The 16,474-nt window shown below is 71.2% G+C and carries 14 protein-coding genes; 7 read left to right on the top strand and 7 right to left on the bottom strand.

Features of this window, described 5'->3' with window-relative positions; genetic code table 11:
* Positions 1–147 precede the first annotated feature (147 nt).
* Positions 148–1,677: a threonine/serine exporter family protein gene (locus EDF47_RS17945; RefSeq protein ID WP_123937295.1), complete on the top strand. Its 1,530-nt coding sequence runs from the start codon at positions 148–150 to the stop codon at positions 1,675–1,677.
* Between the two features lie 37 nt (positions 1,678–1,714).
* Here EDF47_RS17945 and EDF47_RS17940 read toward each other — a convergent pair whose 3' ends face one another.
* Positions 1,715–2,398, bottom strand: coding sequence for a TetR/AcrR family transcriptional regulator (locus EDF47_RS17940; protein ID WP_131881101.1), 684 nt, complete (start codon positions 2,396–2,398; stop codon positions 1,715–1,717).
* 179 nt (positions 2,399–2,577) lie between these two features.
* On the opposite strand from EDF47_RS17940, the gene EDF47_RS17935 reads away from it, so the two are divergent.
* Positions 2,578–2,895: a hypothetical protein gene (locus EDF47_RS17935; protein WP_123937293.1), complete on the top strand. Its 318-nt coding sequence runs from the start codon at positions 2,578–2,580 to the stop codon at positions 2,893–2,895.
* A 110-nt stretch (positions 2,896–3,005) separates the two neighbouring features.
* Here EDF47_RS17935 and EDF47_RS17930 read toward each other — a convergent pair whose 3' ends face one another.
* Entirely contained in the window at positions 3,006–3,932 is a 927-nt protein-coding gene (locus EDF47_RS17930) for an SDR family oxidoreductase (RefSeq protein ID WP_131881094.1), read from the bottom strand.
* Between the two features lie 198 nt (positions 3,933–4,130).
* Between EDF47_RS17930 and EDF47_RS17925 the strand changes: the two genes are divergently transcribed.
* Positions 4,131–4,847, top strand: a complete 717-nt coding sequence (locus EDF47_RS17925) for a hypothetical protein (protein ID WP_133938963.1) — start codon at positions 4,131–4,133, stop codon at positions 4,845–4,847.
* 1 nt (position 4,848) lies between these two features.
* Here EDF47_RS17925 and EDF47_RS17920 read toward each other — a convergent pair whose 3' ends face one another.
* The 3 genes from EDF47_RS17920 to EDF47_RS17910 all read right to left on the bottom strand — a co-directional run bounded on the left by EDF47_RS17920 (position 4,849) and on the right by EDF47_RS17910 (position 8,600).
* On the bottom strand, positions 4,849–5,631 hold the full coding sequence (locus EDF47_RS17920; RefSeq protein WP_132099372.1) for an endonuclease/exonuclease/phosphatase family protein: 783 nt from the start codon (positions 5,629–5,631) through the stop codon (positions 4,849–4,851).
* Positions 5,632–5,665: 34 nt separating this feature from the next.
* Positions 5,666–7,159, bottom strand: a complete 1,494-nt coding sequence (locus EDF47_RS17915) for an LCP family protein (protein WP_132099371.1) — start codon at positions 7,157–7,159, stop codon at positions 5,666–5,668.
* A gap of 88 nt (positions 7,160–7,247) precedes the next feature.
* Positions 7,248–8,600: an MFS transporter gene (locus EDF47_RS17910; protein ID WP_123294851.1), complete on the bottom strand. Its 1,353-nt coding sequence runs from the start codon at positions 8,598–8,600 to the stop codon at positions 7,248–7,250.
* A gap of 109 nt (positions 8,601–8,709) precedes the next feature.
* Between EDF47_RS17910 and EDF47_RS17905 the strand changes: the two genes are divergently transcribed.
* Both EDF47_RS17905 and EDF47_RS17900 read left to right on the top strand, forming a co-directional pair.
* On the top strand, positions 8,710–10,956 hold the full coding sequence (locus EDF47_RS17905) for an FAD-dependent oxidoreductase (protein ID WP_133938961.1): 2,247 nt from the start codon (positions 8,710–8,712) through the stop codon (positions 10,954–10,956).
* Positions 10,957–10,985: 29 nt separating this feature from the next.
* Positions 10,986–11,762, top strand: a complete 777-nt coding sequence (locus tag EDF47_RS17900) for an IclR family transcriptional regulator (protein ID WP_133938959.1) — start codon at positions 10,986–10,988, stop codon at positions 11,760–11,762.
* 205 nt (positions 11,763–11,967) lie between these two features.
* Here EDF47_RS17900 and EDF47_RS17895 read toward each other — a convergent pair whose 3' ends face one another.
* Both EDF47_RS17895 and EDF47_RS17890 read right to left on the bottom strand, forming a co-directional pair.
* Positions 11,968–12,618 (bottom strand): GntR family transcriptional regulator, encoded by a 651-nt coding sequence (locus tag EDF47_RS17895; RefSeq protein ID WP_111085873.1) that lies wholly within the window; start codon positions 12,616–12,618, stop codon positions 11,968–11,970.
* Positions 12,619–12,630: 12 nt separating this feature from the next.
* Positions 12,631–14,751 (bottom strand): efflux RND transporter permease subunit, encoded by a 2,121-nt coding sequence (locus tag EDF47_RS17890; protein WP_133938957.1) that lies wholly within the window; start codon positions 14,749–14,751, stop codon positions 12,631–12,633.
* Between the two features lie 123 nt (positions 14,752–14,874).
* Between EDF47_RS17890 and EDF47_RS17885 the strand changes: the two genes are divergently transcribed.
* On the top strand, positions 14,875–15,288 hold the full coding sequence (locus EDF47_RS17885; RefSeq protein WP_131844840.1) for a MarR family transcriptional regulator: 414 nt from the start codon (positions 14,875–14,877) through the stop codon (positions 15,286–15,288).
* Between the two features lie 78 nt (positions 15,289–15,366).
* On the top strand, positions 15,367–16,407 hold the full coding sequence (locus EDF47_RS17880) for an LCP family protein (RefSeq protein ID WP_133938955.1): 1,041 nt from the start codon (positions 15,367–15,369) through the stop codon (positions 16,405–16,407).
* The last annotated feature ends 67 nt before the right edge of the window (positions 16,408–16,474 follow it).

The raw sequence follows: 16,474 nt of genomic DNA, 5'->3' as shown, positions 1-16,474 counted from the left end.
TCGTCAACGACGACGCGGTACCACCCACACGAACCATCCCCGGATCTCGAACCGACTAATCAGTCCAAGAACCGGGGACCAGTCCACTGGCACCGGGCCTCCCGTCCGCTCTGGTCGCGTCCAGATCGCGACTGGCACCATGGTCGGATGGCCGAGCAGCACTTCCCCGGCGAGCCCAAGCCGGGGCGCCCACACCGGCCACCCCGCCCCCGACGCCGCAGCCTGGCGCAGCACGACCTGCGCGACGCACGTGCCCGACTGCGCGGCACGATCTACGAGCACGTCGAACCCGACGCCAAGGGGCGCGACCAGTACACCGCCGCCCAGATCGTCGACTTCTGCCTCGACCTGGCCGAGGTGATGCTCGCCTCCGGCGCCGACACCCGCAGCGTCGAGACCGCCGTCGTCGCGGTGTCGACGAAGTGGAACCTGGCCCCGCTCGACCTCGACTTCTCCGGCAGCTCGGTGACGATCCAGTACGCGCCGGCCGACATCCCGCCGCTCGTGAAGGTCCGGACAGTGAGTTCCGACGGCTCCGACCTCGACCGACTCGCGCGCGCGAACCAGATCGTGGACGACCTGATCCACGACCAACGGGACATGACCTCGGGCGTGAGCGCCCTCGTGGCGGTGCTGCGGATGCCGCCGCGCTGGCCCACGTGGCTCGCCGACGTCGGGCTCTCGATCCTGGGGACCTCGATCGCGATGCAGGCCGGTGGCGGATGGCGAGCGGGCATCGGCGCCTTCGTGCTGATGTTCGGGATCATCCTGTCCGGGCGCTGGCTGACCGGTCGTGGCTACCCGCAGTTCTTCGTGTCCGGGGCGCAGGGAGCGGTCGCGTCGGTGATCGGCACCCTGGCCATCGGTGTCGGCGTCCTGCACCCGGCGGGTGCCGCCACGATGGTGGCGGCCCTGGTGGTGCTGCTCCTGCCGCACGTCTCACTCGTGACGTGGGCCCAGGACGCGATCTCCGGCTTCCGTGCGATGGCGGTCGCCCGGGCGTTCTACATCGGCTTGGTCATCGCCGCCATCGTCGTGGGGGTGCCCGCGGGGATCGCGATGACGAAGTGGCTGCACCTCGAGGTCGACCCGTCGGGCATCGTCACCCAGGCGCTGCCGTTGTGGGCGTCACTCTCGCTCACGGTGGTGTCGGCCGGGGCGAACTGCTTCGTGCAGCAGGCCAGTGCGCGGGTGATCCCCGTCGCCGTGGTGTTCTCGGTGGCGGCGGGGGCCTCGCTGTGGGGGCTGCGGCAGCTCGGCCTGCCGCTGCTCGGCGCGACGTTCCTGGCCGCGGTCCTGCTCGGCGTGCTGTCCACCTACGCAGCGGCGCGGATGCGGACCGCGGTCGCGGCGATCGCGGTGCCGGCGTTCTGCGGAGCGCTGCTGCCCGGTGTCGCCGTGTCGAACGCACTGCTCAACTTCATGTCGGGCTCGTCGAGTGCGGCCCTCGACTTCGTGGCCGCGGTCTCCGTGGCGCTCGGGATCGGCGCCGGGCTCGTGCTCGGCGGCCTGTTCGCGACACCTGGTGCGCGCCGTGCGCTCCGGCGGACCCGTCGGGTCGTCGTGCACTCGGTCCACAACGACACCACCGCGCTCCGGGTCATCCGCGACACCGGGTACGACCCCGGCGACGGCTCGGTGCCGCGCGGGTCACGGTCGGCTCCGGACGGACGCTGACGGTGCGGCGCTCCGGACGGGCGCTGCCGGTCCGGGCTCAGATGTCCCAGCTGCCGTCGTCGCCGTCGCTCCACGTCGCGTGCCGGCGGGCTGCCTGCGGCTCGTAGCGCTCCATCCAGCCGCGCTCGAGTCGGGCCACCGCACGGTCGAACGCCGGCACCAGGTCGAGGTCCGTGCGGAGCAGGGCCTGGAGCTGCAGGCCTTCGTACAGCGCGATGAGCTGTTCGGCTCCCCGCCGGGGTTCCATGGTGTGCGGGGCGCGGCCGACGGCGATGTCGTGTTCGAGGCCGCGCTTCACCTGGGCGTAGAAGAGCTGGTAGCGCGACCGCAGGTAGGTCGCCATCGGGTGCTCGGGGTTGCCCGCGACGGACAGCAGGGCGACGAGCAGACGCATGAGCGCGGGGTCCTCGGCGTTCGACGCGACGATCGCGCGCAGCAGCTCGACGGTCGAACCGTCGCCGACCTCGCGGGTGACCTCGTCCATCCGACCGCCGTTCCAGCGGTCGACGGCTGCGAGCACCAAGCCGTCCCAGGACGGGAAGTGCTGCTGGAGCTCCTCGACGGAGATGCCCATCCGCTCGGCCACGTGCACGGCGCGTGCTTCGTGGAAGGGGACGTCACGGAGCAGGTCGACGGTGGCCCCCACGATCGTGATCCGGAGGTGCAGGGTGGCCGCCGCGGCCGCTGCGGCCTGCGTGTCGGCGCTGGTGTTCTCGAGCATCGTGCCCTCCGTCGTTCCACGGACGTCCTGTCCGAGGTCTCCCCGAGTCCGGGGCACGTCCATCCAAACGCAGAACGGGGGACAACAGAATCCCCGGTACGGGTGTCAGCACATGGGGGGACACGGACACCGACACCACGCCCAGCGCGTTCGCACGGATCCGTGTGACGATGCCGGGCATGACCCCGAACGACCCCACCGCACAGGGACTCGCGACGATGGCCTCGGCCGGCTTCGAGTTCGGCGGCGACCCGGAGCAGGTCGCGCACGACGTCCGCGCGATGTGGGAACAGCTCGGGCGGCCCGCGGGCGCGTTCGGGGCGGCGGCTCAGGCGATCGCCGTGCTGCCCCAGCGCCCCGAGGTGCCGATCGCCGACCAGGCCCGCCGCCGCGCGTTCGAGCACGCGATCGGCATCAACCCGGTCGAGGTCGAGCTCGCGGCAGCACTGTCGGCGCGGGAACTCCTCGAGCGGATGGCGCGCGCGGTCACCTGCTGACGTCGCCACGGCCCGCAGACGGGACCACCCGGACGACGGGAGGCGCGGTACCCACCGGCACCGCGCCTCCCGTCAGCCCGTCGGCCCGTCGGCCCGTCCGCAGCGACGCGCTACGGCGTCGGCATCCCACCGTCGACGTGGAGCGTCTCGCCCACGACGTAGGACGACTCACCGCTCGCCAGGAACACGTAGGCCGGCGCGAGCTCGGCCGGCTGCCCCCAGCGGCCCAGGTAGGTCTGCTCGCCCGCGGACGGCAGCGCCTCGGGCGGCTGCCCGCCGGCCGGCTGCAGCGGCGTCCAGATCGGCCCCGGTGCGACGGCGTTGACGCGGATGCCCTTCGGCGCGAGCTGCGCAGCCAGGCCCTTCGCCAGGTTGTTCACGGTGGCCTTCGTGGCCGCGTAGTGCACCAGGTGCGGCGACGGCGCGTAGGCCTGGATCGACGTCGTGTTGATGATCGTCGAGCCCGGCTGCAGGTGCGGCACGGCGGCCTTCGTGATCCGGAAGGTCGCGTAGGCGTTCGTCTTGAAGGTCTCGTCGAACTCCTCGTCCGAGATGTCCTCGATCGAGGAGACGTTCTGCTGCTTGCCCGCGTTGTTCACCAGGATGTCGATCCCGCCGAGCTGCGCGACGGTGTCGGCGACGATCTGCTCGCAGACCGCGAGCGAGGTGATGTCGCCGGGCAGCGCGACGGCCTTGCGGCCGGCTGCCTCGATGAGCGCGACGATGCGGTCGGCGTCCTCCTGCTCCTCGGGCAGGTACGAGATCGCGACGTCGGCGCCCTCGCGTGCGTAGGCGATGGCGACCGCTGCGCCGATGCCGGAGTCGCCGCCGGTGACGAGGGCCTTGCGGCCCGTCAGCCGTCCGGAGCCGCGGTAGGTGTCCTCGCCGTGGTCGGCGGGGACGTTCTCCGCCATCTCGGCGTCGGTGCCGGCGCCCGCGAGGTACTGCTCGTCGGGCTTCTTGTCGGCGTACATCTTCGTCGGGTCCTGCATGGCGTATTGGTCGAGCCCTGCCTGGTCGTTCTGCTGGTCCGTCATGCCGCCGACGGTACGCAGGGCCGCACCACGGGCCGTCCAGGAGGCTGTCCCCCGGCGCGCGGTGCGGCCAGCGTCCGCCGGCCGCACCGCTCCAGGGCCGCAACTGCGTCTTCCTCGTTTGTCACGGTCCGGTGACGGCCAGGACCCGATTCGGTAACACCTGTCGTCCTGGACGGATCAGGGTCGTACCGTCGAACGGTGACCCCTCGGACCCTGCTGGCGCTCGGCGCTGCCGTGCTCGCCTTCTCGGCCGGTGCGCTGGCGCTCGACGGCACCACCGGGCTCGGTGCGGACTCCGCCGTGGCGGCGGAGACGTCGCACGACGCCGCGCCGGTGCACGTGTCCAACGCGAAGCTCCGGCGGGTCGACTCCATCGAGCTCGACGCCGAGTCCCTGGTGCTCCGCAACGGCGGGAAGACCGTCGTCGAGTCGTCGATGCGCGACTCCCGGTTGACCGTGAGCCTGCTCGACCGCCTGCTCGGCACCCCGTCGCGCACGCAGACCGCCGAGGGCGACGGCGGCGCGTGCTTCCCGGCCGGCACCACCTACACGTGGGGCGGCGCCATCCGGGTCGCGGCCCTGACCACCGATGCGCCGGCGGGCAACGCCGTCGAGGTCCGTGTGCTGCGCGACCAGGTCCGCAGCCGGCTCGGTGCACGGATCGAGCTGACCGGCCCCGGCGGCGTCCAGGTCGGCGACGACATCGCCGACGAGATCGCGGACGCCCCACGCTCCGAACGGGTGTCCTTCGGCTCGGACGACTTCCGCGCGTGGCAGTTGCTGCTGCGCGCAGGCTGGGGCTCCTCCGACGACCAGGACTCCTCCGGCACGAACGGCGTCTCGGCCCTGACGGACGACACCACGGTCACGGTGCTCGGCTCCCCGATGCCCGTGCACGCCCAGCGGAGCTGCTGACTCACACGCGGATCGTCGCGATCACCGGGAAGTGATCGCTCGCGAACCACGCCTCCGGCCCGTCGTGGTCGATGACGACCCTTTCGACGCCGGCGACCCCGCGGGTCAGCACCCAGTCGATGCGCTCCCCGGTGTCCACCGGCGGCTGCCAGTCGTTGAACGTCGCCGTCCGGTCCCCCGGGTCGCCCGCGAGCAGCCAGGTGTCGTCGAACCCGGCGTCGGCGAAGACCCGTGACGCGGTTCCGGCGCCGGCCGGCTCGTTGTAGTCCCCGGCGACGATGACCGGACCGGTCTCCCGCGCGAGCCGTTCGACGATGAGCGCCGCGCTCTTCCCGCGCACCTCGTCGCCGTGCTCGCCGAGTTCGTGGTCCAGGTGCGTGGTGAGCACCGTGACCGCCGGCCCGTCGGTGTCCAGGAACACGGCGTGGTTCGCGATGCGGGGGAACAGGCTGCCCCACGTGTTCGAGACCGGTTCGTCCGGGGTGTCCGACAGCCAGAACGACCCCTCGTCGGTCGGTCGGAACCGGTCGCGTCGGTAGAAGACCGCCGGGTGTTCCCCCGCGGTGCCGCCCTCACGCCCCTGTCCGACGTCGGCGTGGTCCGGCAGCCCGGCGCGCAGGTCGTCGAGCTGGTGCGCGAAGGCTTCCTGCACGCACACCAGGTCGGGGTCGTGCCGGCGGATGACGTCGAGGAGCACGGGGAGCCGGGCCGGCCAGTCGTGCTCCGGATCCGGGTTCTTGATGTTGTAGGTCATCAGGACGATCGGACGCGTTGCGCTGCTCACCCCTCGAACCTAGCGACCCGGTCCGGCCACGGCCTCAGTTGATGCAGGTGCCCTCGGTGCCGTAGTTGTGCACGTCGGTGGACTTCGGCGCGGGTTCCTTGGACGCCTGCTTGCTCGGCTTCGACCCGGAACCGGTGCTCGCGGGCTTCGACGCGGTCGCGCTCGGCTCGCTGGCGGCCTTCGCGGTCTTGCCGTCGGTGCCGAGCACGAGCGTGACCCCGGTGACCGCGCTGGTGCGGACGGCGACGGCACCGGGCACGGCCGCCGCGATCGCCTTCGCCTGCGACTCCTGGCCGGCCGGGTACTGCACCTGGGTGACCTTCGTGGTGGCCGAGGAACCAGCCGGTGCGACCTGGAACCCGCGGCTCGTCAGGACCTGCCCTGCTGCGGTCGCGGCACCCTCGACGCCGCTGCCGTTCATCACCGTGACCGAGGTGTTCGCCGGCTGGGCGCGACCGGCCTTGGCGTAGGCCTCCGGTTCGCCGACCAGGCCCTGCACGAAGGCGGGCAGGCCGACGGTGTCGACCTCGACGATGGACAGCGCCGAACCGTTCACGTAGATGGTCGGCGTGCCGAGGGTCGGGATCGTGGCCGACTGGATGTTCGCGGGGCGCAGGTTCCGCATCTGCGAGGCGAGGTCGATCAGGTTGGTGTCGGTCTGGATCGATCCCCCGACGGCCTTCAGGATGTTGCCCATCTTGACCGGGTTCAGCAGCGTGCCGGCGGACGTGACCTTCCGGGCCTCTTGCGACAGGAAGTACTGCTGGCGGACGTTGCGGTCGAGGTCGCCGTTCGGCAGGCCCTTGCGCTGTCGGACGAAGGACAGCGCCTCCTTGGCGTTGAGCGTCGACTTCCCCGCGGGCAGGTCGACGCCGGAGTCCTTGTCCTGGGCAGCCTGGTTGAGGCAGACCTCGACCGGGCCGAGCTCCTTGACCACCTGGTAGAAGCCGAGCAGCGAGACGCGGACGTAGTGGTCGATCTGCAGACCACTCAGGTTCTCGATGGTCTTGATGAGCATCTTCGCACCACCGGTGTCGCCGCCACCGTTGAGCGTGCCGTAGTAGAAGGCACTGTTGAGCTTGCCCTTGCCCACGTCCGGGATGTCGACGTACGAGTCACGGGGGAACGAGATCATCGTCGCCTGCGTGCCGTCGGCGTTGATGTGCAGGACGATCATCGTGTCGGTGTTCGTCGCACCACCGTCCGACGTCGTGCTGAGTTCCGCCATCTGCTCGGGGGTGGCGTTCTCCGGCCGGTGGTCGTCACCGACGAGCAGGATGTTCTGCGCCTTGCCGTCGACGTCGTCCTTCGTGTCCTTCTTGCCGGTGATCGCGTTGACGATCGTGACCCCGCCGGACAGCTGGTTGTACGCGTACGCCGCGTAGCCACCGCTCAGCAGGACGGCCATGGTGAGCACACCCGCGATCGCCGGGAACACCACACCCGCTCGTCGCTTCTGGCGCCCGTGGCGCGGCGTCACGGCACCGCGGCGCGCGGGCTCCGTCGTCTGCTCGGGTTCGTTGCTCACCGGGAAACCATAACCGGAGCGCGCGCAGGGGACATGGAATCCGCCTGGAAGGTCACTCCACAGCCCCTGCGACCGGCCCGCGCTCGACTCACTCGGCGACGAGTCCCTGCTTGTTCGTCTCGCGCGCACGGAGCACCGTCACACCGGTGATCGCGGCGGCGGCCATCACGTAGAAGGCCGGCGCGAACGTGTTGCCCGTCGCGCTGATCAACCACGTGGCGAAGTACGGGGTGATGCCACCGAAGAGCGCCACGCTGATGTTGTAGGCGATGCCCATCGACCCGTAGCGGATGGCGGTCGGGAACAGTTCGGCCATCGCGGCGCTCACCGCCCCGTCGAACGCGGCCATGAACAGCCCCAGCAGCACCATCGCGGCTGCGGCGGCCCAGAAGTTGCCGGCGTCCATGAGCATGAGCGTCGGGTAGGTCAGCACCAGGAACCCCGCGCACCCGGCGAGCATCACGGGCTTCCGGCCGATCTTGTCCGACAGCAGGCCGAAGAACGGGACGAGGCCGGCGATCACCAGGAAGCCGATGACGACGACCCCGTACGAGACGAGCGGCGAGTACCCGAGGTCCGCCTGCAGGTACGAGGGCATGAAGGTCTGCAGGATCCAGTGGCCGACGGCCTTGAGGACGACGAACCCGACGCAGAAGAGCAGGGCCTTCCACCCGGTCCGGAGCGAGCGGCGGAGGGGGTTCTTCGCGAGTTCCCCCTTCGCCTTGAGCGCGCGGAACTCCGGGGTGTCCTCGAGCTTCGTGCGCAGGTACAACCCGACCAGGCCGAGCGGCACCGCGACGAGGAACAGGACACGCCACCCCCACGACTCGAGGGCTCCGTCCCCGGCGATCGCCGTGAACAGGAAGACCAGGCCACCACCGACGATGAACGCCGCGAAGCCGAAGACGTCGATGAAGCTCGTCACGAAGCCGCGCCGGTTCGACGGGGCGTACTCGGCCAGGAGCGTCGTCGCCCCGGCACCCTCGCCACCGGCGGCGAAGCCCTGCACCAGCCGCACCACGACGAGCAGGATCGGCGCGAGCATCCCGACGCTCTGGTACGTCGGCAGGATCCCCATCACGGCGGTCGCGCCGCTCGTGATCAGGATGACCGTGGCCAGTGTGGTCTTCCGGCCGACCCGGTCACCGAGCGACCCCCAGAACAGCCCGCCGAGCGGACGCATCACGAAGCCGGCACCGAACACGGCGAAGGCCGACAGCAGTGCGACCTGCGGGTCGCCCTGCTTGAAGAAGTACAGCGAGATGACGGTCGCCAACGTGCCGTAGAGGCCGAAGTCGAACCACTCGACGAAGTGTCCGACGCCCGCGGCGACGATCACCTTCCGCATGCCCTGGCGGCGTGCGTCGTCGCCCAGGGCCACCTGGACGTCGGGGGCGGTGGCGGCATCGACGCTGGGTTGCGTCCGGGTTCCGTCGCTCATGGGTGGGGCCTCACACTTCGTTGTCGAGAATTCGTTGACGATAGCACTCGCCGGGCACACATTGCCACACAGTGGGAAAGACACGCCACCGAGTGATACCGTTCCGACCATGCAATCCCGTGAACAGCACCACGACGTCGTGGTCGTCGGCGGCGGTCTCGCCGGTGTCAGCGCGGCCGTCGCCGCCGCCCGCCTCGGCTCGAGCGTCGCCCTCGTCACCAACCGGCCGGTCCTCGGCGGCAACGCCTCGAGCGAGATCCGGGTGTGGGTGGTCGGCGCGACGGCGCACGGCACGCAGCGGTTCGCCCGCGAGACCGGGATCGTGGGCGAGCTCTTCCTCGAGAACCAGTACCGGAACCCGCAGGGCAACGCGGTCTACTGGGACCAGGTGGTGCTCGACCTGGTCCGGGCCGAGCCGAACGTGCACCTCCACCTCAACACCGACGTCCGGACCGTGCAGACGACGGACGACGCCGGCGGCGCACCGCGCATCACCGCCGTCACGGGCTGGACCATGGGGTCCGAGATCGAGACGACGTTCACGGCACCGGTGTTCCTCGACTGCACGGGCGACGGCCTCGTCGGGGCCCTCGCCGGCGCCGAGTACCGCATCGGGCGAGAGGGCCGCGACGAGCACGGAGAGGAGTGGGCGCCGGAAACGGCCGACGACGAACTGCTCGGCAGTTCGATCTTCTTCTCGACGCACGACACCGGCCGCCCCGAGAAGTTCGTGCCGCCGTCGATCGCGAAGGACCTCGGCACGACGCCGATCCTGGCGAACCGGGCGATCCGGACCGGCGACAACGGCTGCAACTACTGGTGGATCGAGTGGGGCGGCGAACTCGACACCGTCGCCGAGAACGAACGCATCCGCGACGAGCTCTGGGGCGTCGTCTACGGCATCTGGGACCACATCAAGAACTCGGGGGCGTTCGACGCGGACACCCTGACGCTCGACTGGGTGGGCGCGATCCCCGGCAAGCGCGAGTACCGCCGGTTCGTCGGCGACCACACCCTGACGCAGCAGGACCTGCTCGAGCAGCGTTCGTTCCCCGACACGGTGGCGTTCGGCGGTTGGTCGATCGACCTGCACCCCGTCGAGGGCGTCTACGCCGAGACCGCCGGCGCCCAGCAGCGGTACACCGACGGCACCTACGACATCCCGTTCCGGTCGCTGTACTCGGCGAACGTGTCGAACCTGCTGTTCGCCGGCCGCGACATCTCCGCGTCGCACGTCGCGTTCGGGTCCACCCGGGTGATGGCCACCTGCGCGGCCCAGGGGCAGGCAGCCGGCACCGCCGCGCACCTGGTCGCCCGGCACGGCACGACGCCACGGTCCCTCGGCACCGAGCAGATCGCCCTGCTGCAGCAGACCCTGCTGCGCGAGGACGCACCGGTCATCGGGGTCCGCGCCGACGACCCCGCCGACCTGGCCCGCACCGCCCGCATCACCGCGAGCAGCGAGCTGACCACGATCGACACGACGCCGTTCGCGACCGCCGACCGCTTCGACCTGGACCGCGACGTCGCGATCCTCCTGCCCGCCGACCCCGCGCTCGGCGAGTTCCGGCTCCGCACCGAGGCGGACGACGACACCGAGCTCACCATCGAGCTCTGGACCACCGGCAAGCCCCAGAACTACGCCCCGATCGACCACGTCAGCACGCACTCCGCACACGTCGCCGCCGGACCGGGCGAAGCAGTGGTCGACCTGGACTTCCACCCGGACGCACCCTGCAACGCGGTCGTCGTGGTCCGTCAGCAGCCCGGCGTCCGACTGGTCCTGACCGACGGCCACCCCTACGGCGTGATGGCCCTGCGCGCCCGCGCTGCCGACGACGAGCAGTTCGACGACCACATCCCCGAGGAGTCCGGACAGCCCGTGACGGACTGGGAGGCGCGCGCCCTGCGCGGACACGCGTTCGCGTTCACCGCAGCCGGCGAGACGGACGCGTGGCGGGCCTCCCGGGTCAGCGACGGCCACCAGCGCCCGTTCGGCGGACCGCACATGTGGTCGTCCGACGCGGGTGCCGGCGCAGCCGTGCTCTCGCTCGAGTGGGCGGAGCCCGTCGACGTCCGCCAGGTGCGCATCGTCTGGAACGACGACGTCGACGCCGACCTCATCAACCTGCACCACCACCGCACCCCCTGGGACGCCGTGCCCACACTCGCCCGCGACTACCGGATCGAGGCGTGCGTCGACGGGACCTGGCGGACGCTCGCCGCGGTCGACGCGAACCGACACCGCCACCGCATCCACGACGTCGATCCGGTGCGCGCGGCCGCCCTGCGGGTCGTCGTGACCGCAACGAACGGATCCCCGTTCGTCACCGCGAGCGCCGTGAAGGTCTCCTGACGCGCGCCGGGACGGGCCAGAATGAGGGGATGGCGACCACCCCTCCGAACCAGAGCATCGAGCGAGCCGCAGCGGTCCTCGGTGCGCTCGGCGCGTCCGACGGCGCGGTGCGCGCCTCCGACATCGCGCGGGCGATCGGGCTGGGGACCTCGACCACCGGGCGGCTCCTGGCGACGCTCGAGTCGCTCGAGTACGTCCGACGCGACCCGGAGACCCAGGCCTACTCGGTCGGTCGGGCCGTGCTCGAGCTCGCCAGCCAGGGGCTCAACCACAACCCGGTGCACCGCGAGAGCCGCTCGGCGGCGCAGGAACTCGCGCACCGCGTCGGCCTGACCGCCAACGTCGGCGTGCAGGACGCCGCGTCGTGCATCTACCTCTGCCACTTCGAGGGGTCGCTCGCGCCGAAGTCGCACACGATGATCGGGATGCGGCAGCCGATGCACGCGTCCGCACTCGGCAAGGCGCTGATGCTCGACCTGTCGCCGGACGAGCGACGCTCGCTGCTCGGGGACGACCTGGCCCGGTACACCGACCACACGATCACGACGCACGACGCCCTGACGGCCGATCTCGCCGCCTCGGCGAAGCGCGGTTGGTGCGAGGAGAACCAGGAGCTCGCGCTCGGCCGGTTCTGCATCGCGGCACCGATCCGCAACGCCTCGGGGCGGATCGCGGCGGCGCTGTCGATCTCGGGGCGCCTGACGCAGCTGCGCGACCGTGACCTGGACTCCCTCGCCGAGGACCTCATCGAGGCCGCCGACCGCATCAGCGTCGGCCTCGGGATGATCAGCGCCGTCGCGCACTGACGCGCTGGTCGCGGCGCGCCGCCCGCTGGTCGCGGCGCGCCGCCCGCCGGGACGGGATTCCCGCGAAAGCGACAGTCTGCCGCGGAATGTTCGCGGACATCTGTCGCTTTCGCGCCCGAGACGCGCGTGACGGCGGACGGGAGGCCCGTGGCGGCGTCGCCACGGGCCTCCCGTCCGCCTCCTGGTCGCGCTGGGCGACGGGGCGCTACGCGCGCGACGGCAGCAGGTGGATGGCCTCCATCGCGAGCTCTGCCGCGATCGGGTCCTTCGCCAGGACGGCAGCCTTGAGGTTCTCGAGTTCGGGCAGGATCACCGCGGCCGGGATCAGCTCGGCGAGTTCGGGGACCCGGAGCTTGAAGGACAGCCCGTCGGTGGTCGACCGGCAGAGCTGCACGAGCGACGGGTTGCCGCAGGCGTCCGCCCACTGCGAGTAGATGTCGGCGCCGTTGCGGGCGACCTGGTCCTGCTCGTCGGCGCCGACCCGCGCGATGACGTCGTCGAGCATCTTCACGATCTTCTTGCGCTGCGGCTCGGTGAAGTTGGGCACCGCGAGGCGCACGACGCCCCCGTAGATGACGCCGAGCGTGCGGTAGGCGTCGAGGAGCTCGTCCTTCGTCGGGGCCGCCACGCGGGTGTAGCGGTTCGGTGCCATCTCGATCAGGCCGGCGCGGGCGAGTTCCGCGAGCGCCTCGCGGATCGGGGTGCGGGAGACGCCGAGCCACGCGATCAGGTCGTCGTCGTTGAGTCGCTCGCCGGGCTCCAGCGTGCCGTCCATGATCGCGTCGCGGATCTTGTCCTGCACGGTGTCACGGAGGAGTTTGCGCTCGGCGGCGGGCTGCGTCGAAGGAACTGGCATGCACCCAGCGTGTCACATGTGATGGTTCGCGCGCGAGAGGCGCGACGGCCACCAGGCGCGCCGACCGAGGTCGTACGCGATCGCCGGCACGAGCAGCGAACGGACGACGATCGTGTCGAGCAGGACGCCGAACGCCACGACGAACGCGATCTGCACGAGGAACAGGATCGGGATGACGCCGAGGGCCGCGAACGTCGCCGCGAGCACCACCCCCGCCGAGGTGATCACCCCGCCGGTGACCCCGAGTCCGCGCAGGACCCCCTCGTGCGGACCGTGCCGCAGCGCCTCTTCCCGCACCCGCGTCATGAGGAAGATGTTGTAGTCCACCCCGAGCGCGACGAGGAACACGAACGAGTACAGCGGCACGCTCGGGTCCGCACCGGGGAAGTGGAACACGTGGTCGAACACGAGCGCTCCGACGCCGAGTGCGGCGGCGAACGACACGATCACGCTGCCGATGAGCACGAGCGGGGCGACGACGCTGCGGAGCAGGAGCATCAGGATGAGCAGGATCACGACCAGCACCACGGGGATGATCAGCGTGCGGTCGCGGATCCCGGTGTCGTTCGTGTCGACGGCCGTCGCGGTGACGCCGCCGACGATCGCGCCGGGATCGACCTGTTCGACGGCGGTGCGGAGGTCGCGGACAGTCTCTTCGGCGGCGTCCGAGTCGGCCGGGTCGGTCAACGTGGCCTCGAGCAGCACGTCGCCGCGCGACACCGTCGGAGTGGCGGCGCCGTTCGAGGGCGAGTCGCCCGTCACGGGCACCGTGCCGGACGGGGCGTCCTTCGCGGCGGCGACGACCCCGTCGACGCCGTCGACCCCCGTGACGGCGTCGACGAGTGCGTCGAGGTCGCGTTCCGACCCGATGACCTGCGCCGGGCTGCCGGAGCCACCGGGGAAGTGGTCGGCCAGGACGTCCTGCCCGTCGCGTGCCTGCGAGGCCCCGATGACCAGGTCGCTCTGCGGGACCCCGTCGGCCTTGAGCCCGACCAGGCCCGTGCCCATCGCGAGCAGCCCGACCGTGCAGACGATCCACACCACCCGGGAACGCTTGGCGACGAGCCGACCGACGCGAGCCCAGATGCCGCGCGCGTCCGGACCGGTGAGCACCGGGTGGGCGCTGCCGTACGCGGGACGGAGCGGCCAGAACGCGGCGCGACGGAACGCGAGCAGCAGGGCGGGCAGCAGCGACAGGGCGGCGAGCAGGCTGAACGCGATGCCGATCGCGGCGACGGGACCGAGCGCCTTGTTCGAGTTGAGGTCGGAGAGCAGCAGGCAGAGCACGCCGACGATGACGGTGCCGCCCGAGGCCAGGATCGGCTCGAGACTCCCCCGCAGGGCCGCCTTCGTCGCACCCCAGCCGGTGCGGTGGTCGCGCAGCGCCTCGCGGAAGCGCGCCGTGTAGAGCAGGGCGTAGTCCGTCGCGGCGCCGATCACCAGGATCGACAGGATCCCCTGCACCTGGCCGTTGACGGTGACGATGTCGGCCTTGGCGAGCCACCACACCACGAGGATCGAGGCGCACAGGGCGAACGTCGCGGTGCCGAGCACGAGGATCGGCAGCAGCGGTGACCGGTAGACGATGATCAGGATCACGAAGACCGCGGCGAGCGCCACCCCGAGCAGCAGGCCGTCGATGCCGGCGAACGCCTCGGTCAGGTCGGCGGTGAACCCGGCGGGCCCGGTGACGTACCCGCTGACGCCGCTGGGCAGGGCGTCGTCGACGTCGGCGCGGATCGCCTCGACCGCGTCACCGGTGTCGGCTGCCGTGGTGAGAGTCGCGACGATCTCGACCGCGTCGCCGTCCTCGCTCGGGATCACCGGGCTGACGGCTTCGACGTCGTCGCGGTCACCGAGCTGGGTCGCGAGGTCCTTCGCCGCGGTCAGGTCGGAGGACGACATGCCGCCTTCGCGCTCGAGCACGATGATCGCGGGTGCGCCCGACTCCTGGCGGAACTCCGACGACCGCTCCTGCACCTTCGTGGCGTCGGCCGACGCCGGCAGGAACGAGGTCTGGTCGTTCGTCGACACCTCGGAGATCTTGCCGAAGTACGGACCGCCGACGGAGGCGATCGCGAGCCAGACCACGATGACGAGCGCGGGGAGGACGATGCGGAGGAAGCGGGACACGACGGTGAGCGTACACCGATCGTCAGCATGCTGATTACTAGACGGCTGCGACGCCGTCGTGACGCCGACCGCGACGCCGACCGCGACGCCGACCGCGACAGCTGGCGACCGTAGACTGCGCCCATGGACGACACGACCGAGCAGTGGCCCCTCGGCCGGCTGTTGTCGGCCGCGGCACGCTCGGTCGAGCGGGACTGGGATGAACGCCTCCGCGCCATCGGGCTGCCGCACGCAGCCCTCATCGCGGTCGACATCCTGATCCGCACGGGCCCCACCGGTGCCGACACGATCGCCCGCACGGCGCGGGTGCAACCGCAGACGATGTCACGGACCCTCGAGCGCATGGAGCGGGACGGCCTGGTCGAGCGCACCCCGCACCCCGACGACCGACGCCGGCGCCTCGTGACCGTGACCGATCACGGACGCCGAGCGTGGGAGACCGCTCGACACATCGAGCGCGAGGTCCTGCCGGACGACCCGGCACTGCGGACGGCACTCACGGAACTGCTCGGGAAGTCACGGCAACCGAACAACTGAAACGCTGTACCTGAAATACCAGATGCGGTACGATGGGTCGGTCGGTGGCACGCCGACGCGAACCCGTTGGAGTCCCGCATGTCCGAACGACGGGCGGCCCGCCTGGCCGCCGACACCGCCACCCGAAGCGGACGCCACCCGCGGCGCCGACGCCCGCTCCTCGTCGCACTGCTCGCGACGGTCGGCTCGCTGGTCGGCATCGCCACCGTGATCGCCGTCGTCGCGAGCATCTTCGTCGGCGGCCTGGCGCGCAGCTTCGACGCCCGCCACGACACGATCGCGAACCCGTTCCCGAGCGGGACCCGACCCGCTGCGTCCGGCGGCGAGAACATCCTGCTCATCGGGTCCGACTCACGAGCTGCACGCGGACCGGACGGCAAGCCATCCGAGGCCGGTGGCCGTTCGGACACCCTGATGCTCGCGCACGTCCCGGCCGACCGGCAGGCCGTGTACCTGATGTCGATCATGCGTGACTCGTGGGTCGACGTGCCGGGTCACGGGAACGCCAAGATCAACGCCGCGTACGCGTGGGGCGGCGTCCCGCTCACCGTGCAGACCGTCGAGCAGCTGCTCGACGTCCGCATCGACCACGTCGCCGAGATCGACTTCACCGGGTTCAAGGACATGACCGACGCCCTCGGCGGTGTCACGGTCGACTCCGGGCAGGCGTTCGCCGCAGGCAAGCACGAGTTCGTCGCCGGCGCGAACCGGCTCGACGGCGACGCCGCACTCGCGTTCGTGCGCGAGCGGTACTCGTTCGCCGACGCGGACCACACCCGCGTGCTGAACCAGCAGGCGTTCATGCGCGGGGTCGTCGGCGGGCTGCTCTCCCGCGGCACGATCACGAACCCCGGGCGTATCCAGGACTTCGTGACCGCGACGAGCGAGCACCTGGCGGTCGATGCCGGACTGACCTTCCCGACCCTCGTCGGCCTCGGATGGTCGCTGCGCGACGTCCGGACCGACGACCTCAAGACGTTCACGGTGCCGACTGCGGGGTCCGGAACCTCGCCGGACGGGCAGTCCTACGTCGCGCTCAACGACCTGGCGGTCGGCTCGCTGTCACAGGCGCTGCGGTCCGACGACGTCGCCGGTTGGCTGGCCGACAACCGGCAGTAGCGCCCGCAGGCTCCCACCACCGGTCACGCACGTCGACGCCCCGCGACCGAGGTCGCGGGGCGTCGAC

The sequence above is a fragment of the Curtobacterium sp. PhB190 genome (assembly GCF_004365385.1).
Classification (GTDB): domain Bacteria; phylum Actinomycetota; class Actinomycetes; order Actinomycetales; family Microbacteriaceae; genus Curtobacterium.
The sequence above is the reverse complement of the archived record's forward strand: the minus strand, read 5'-3'. Positions and strand labels throughout refer to the sequence as shown.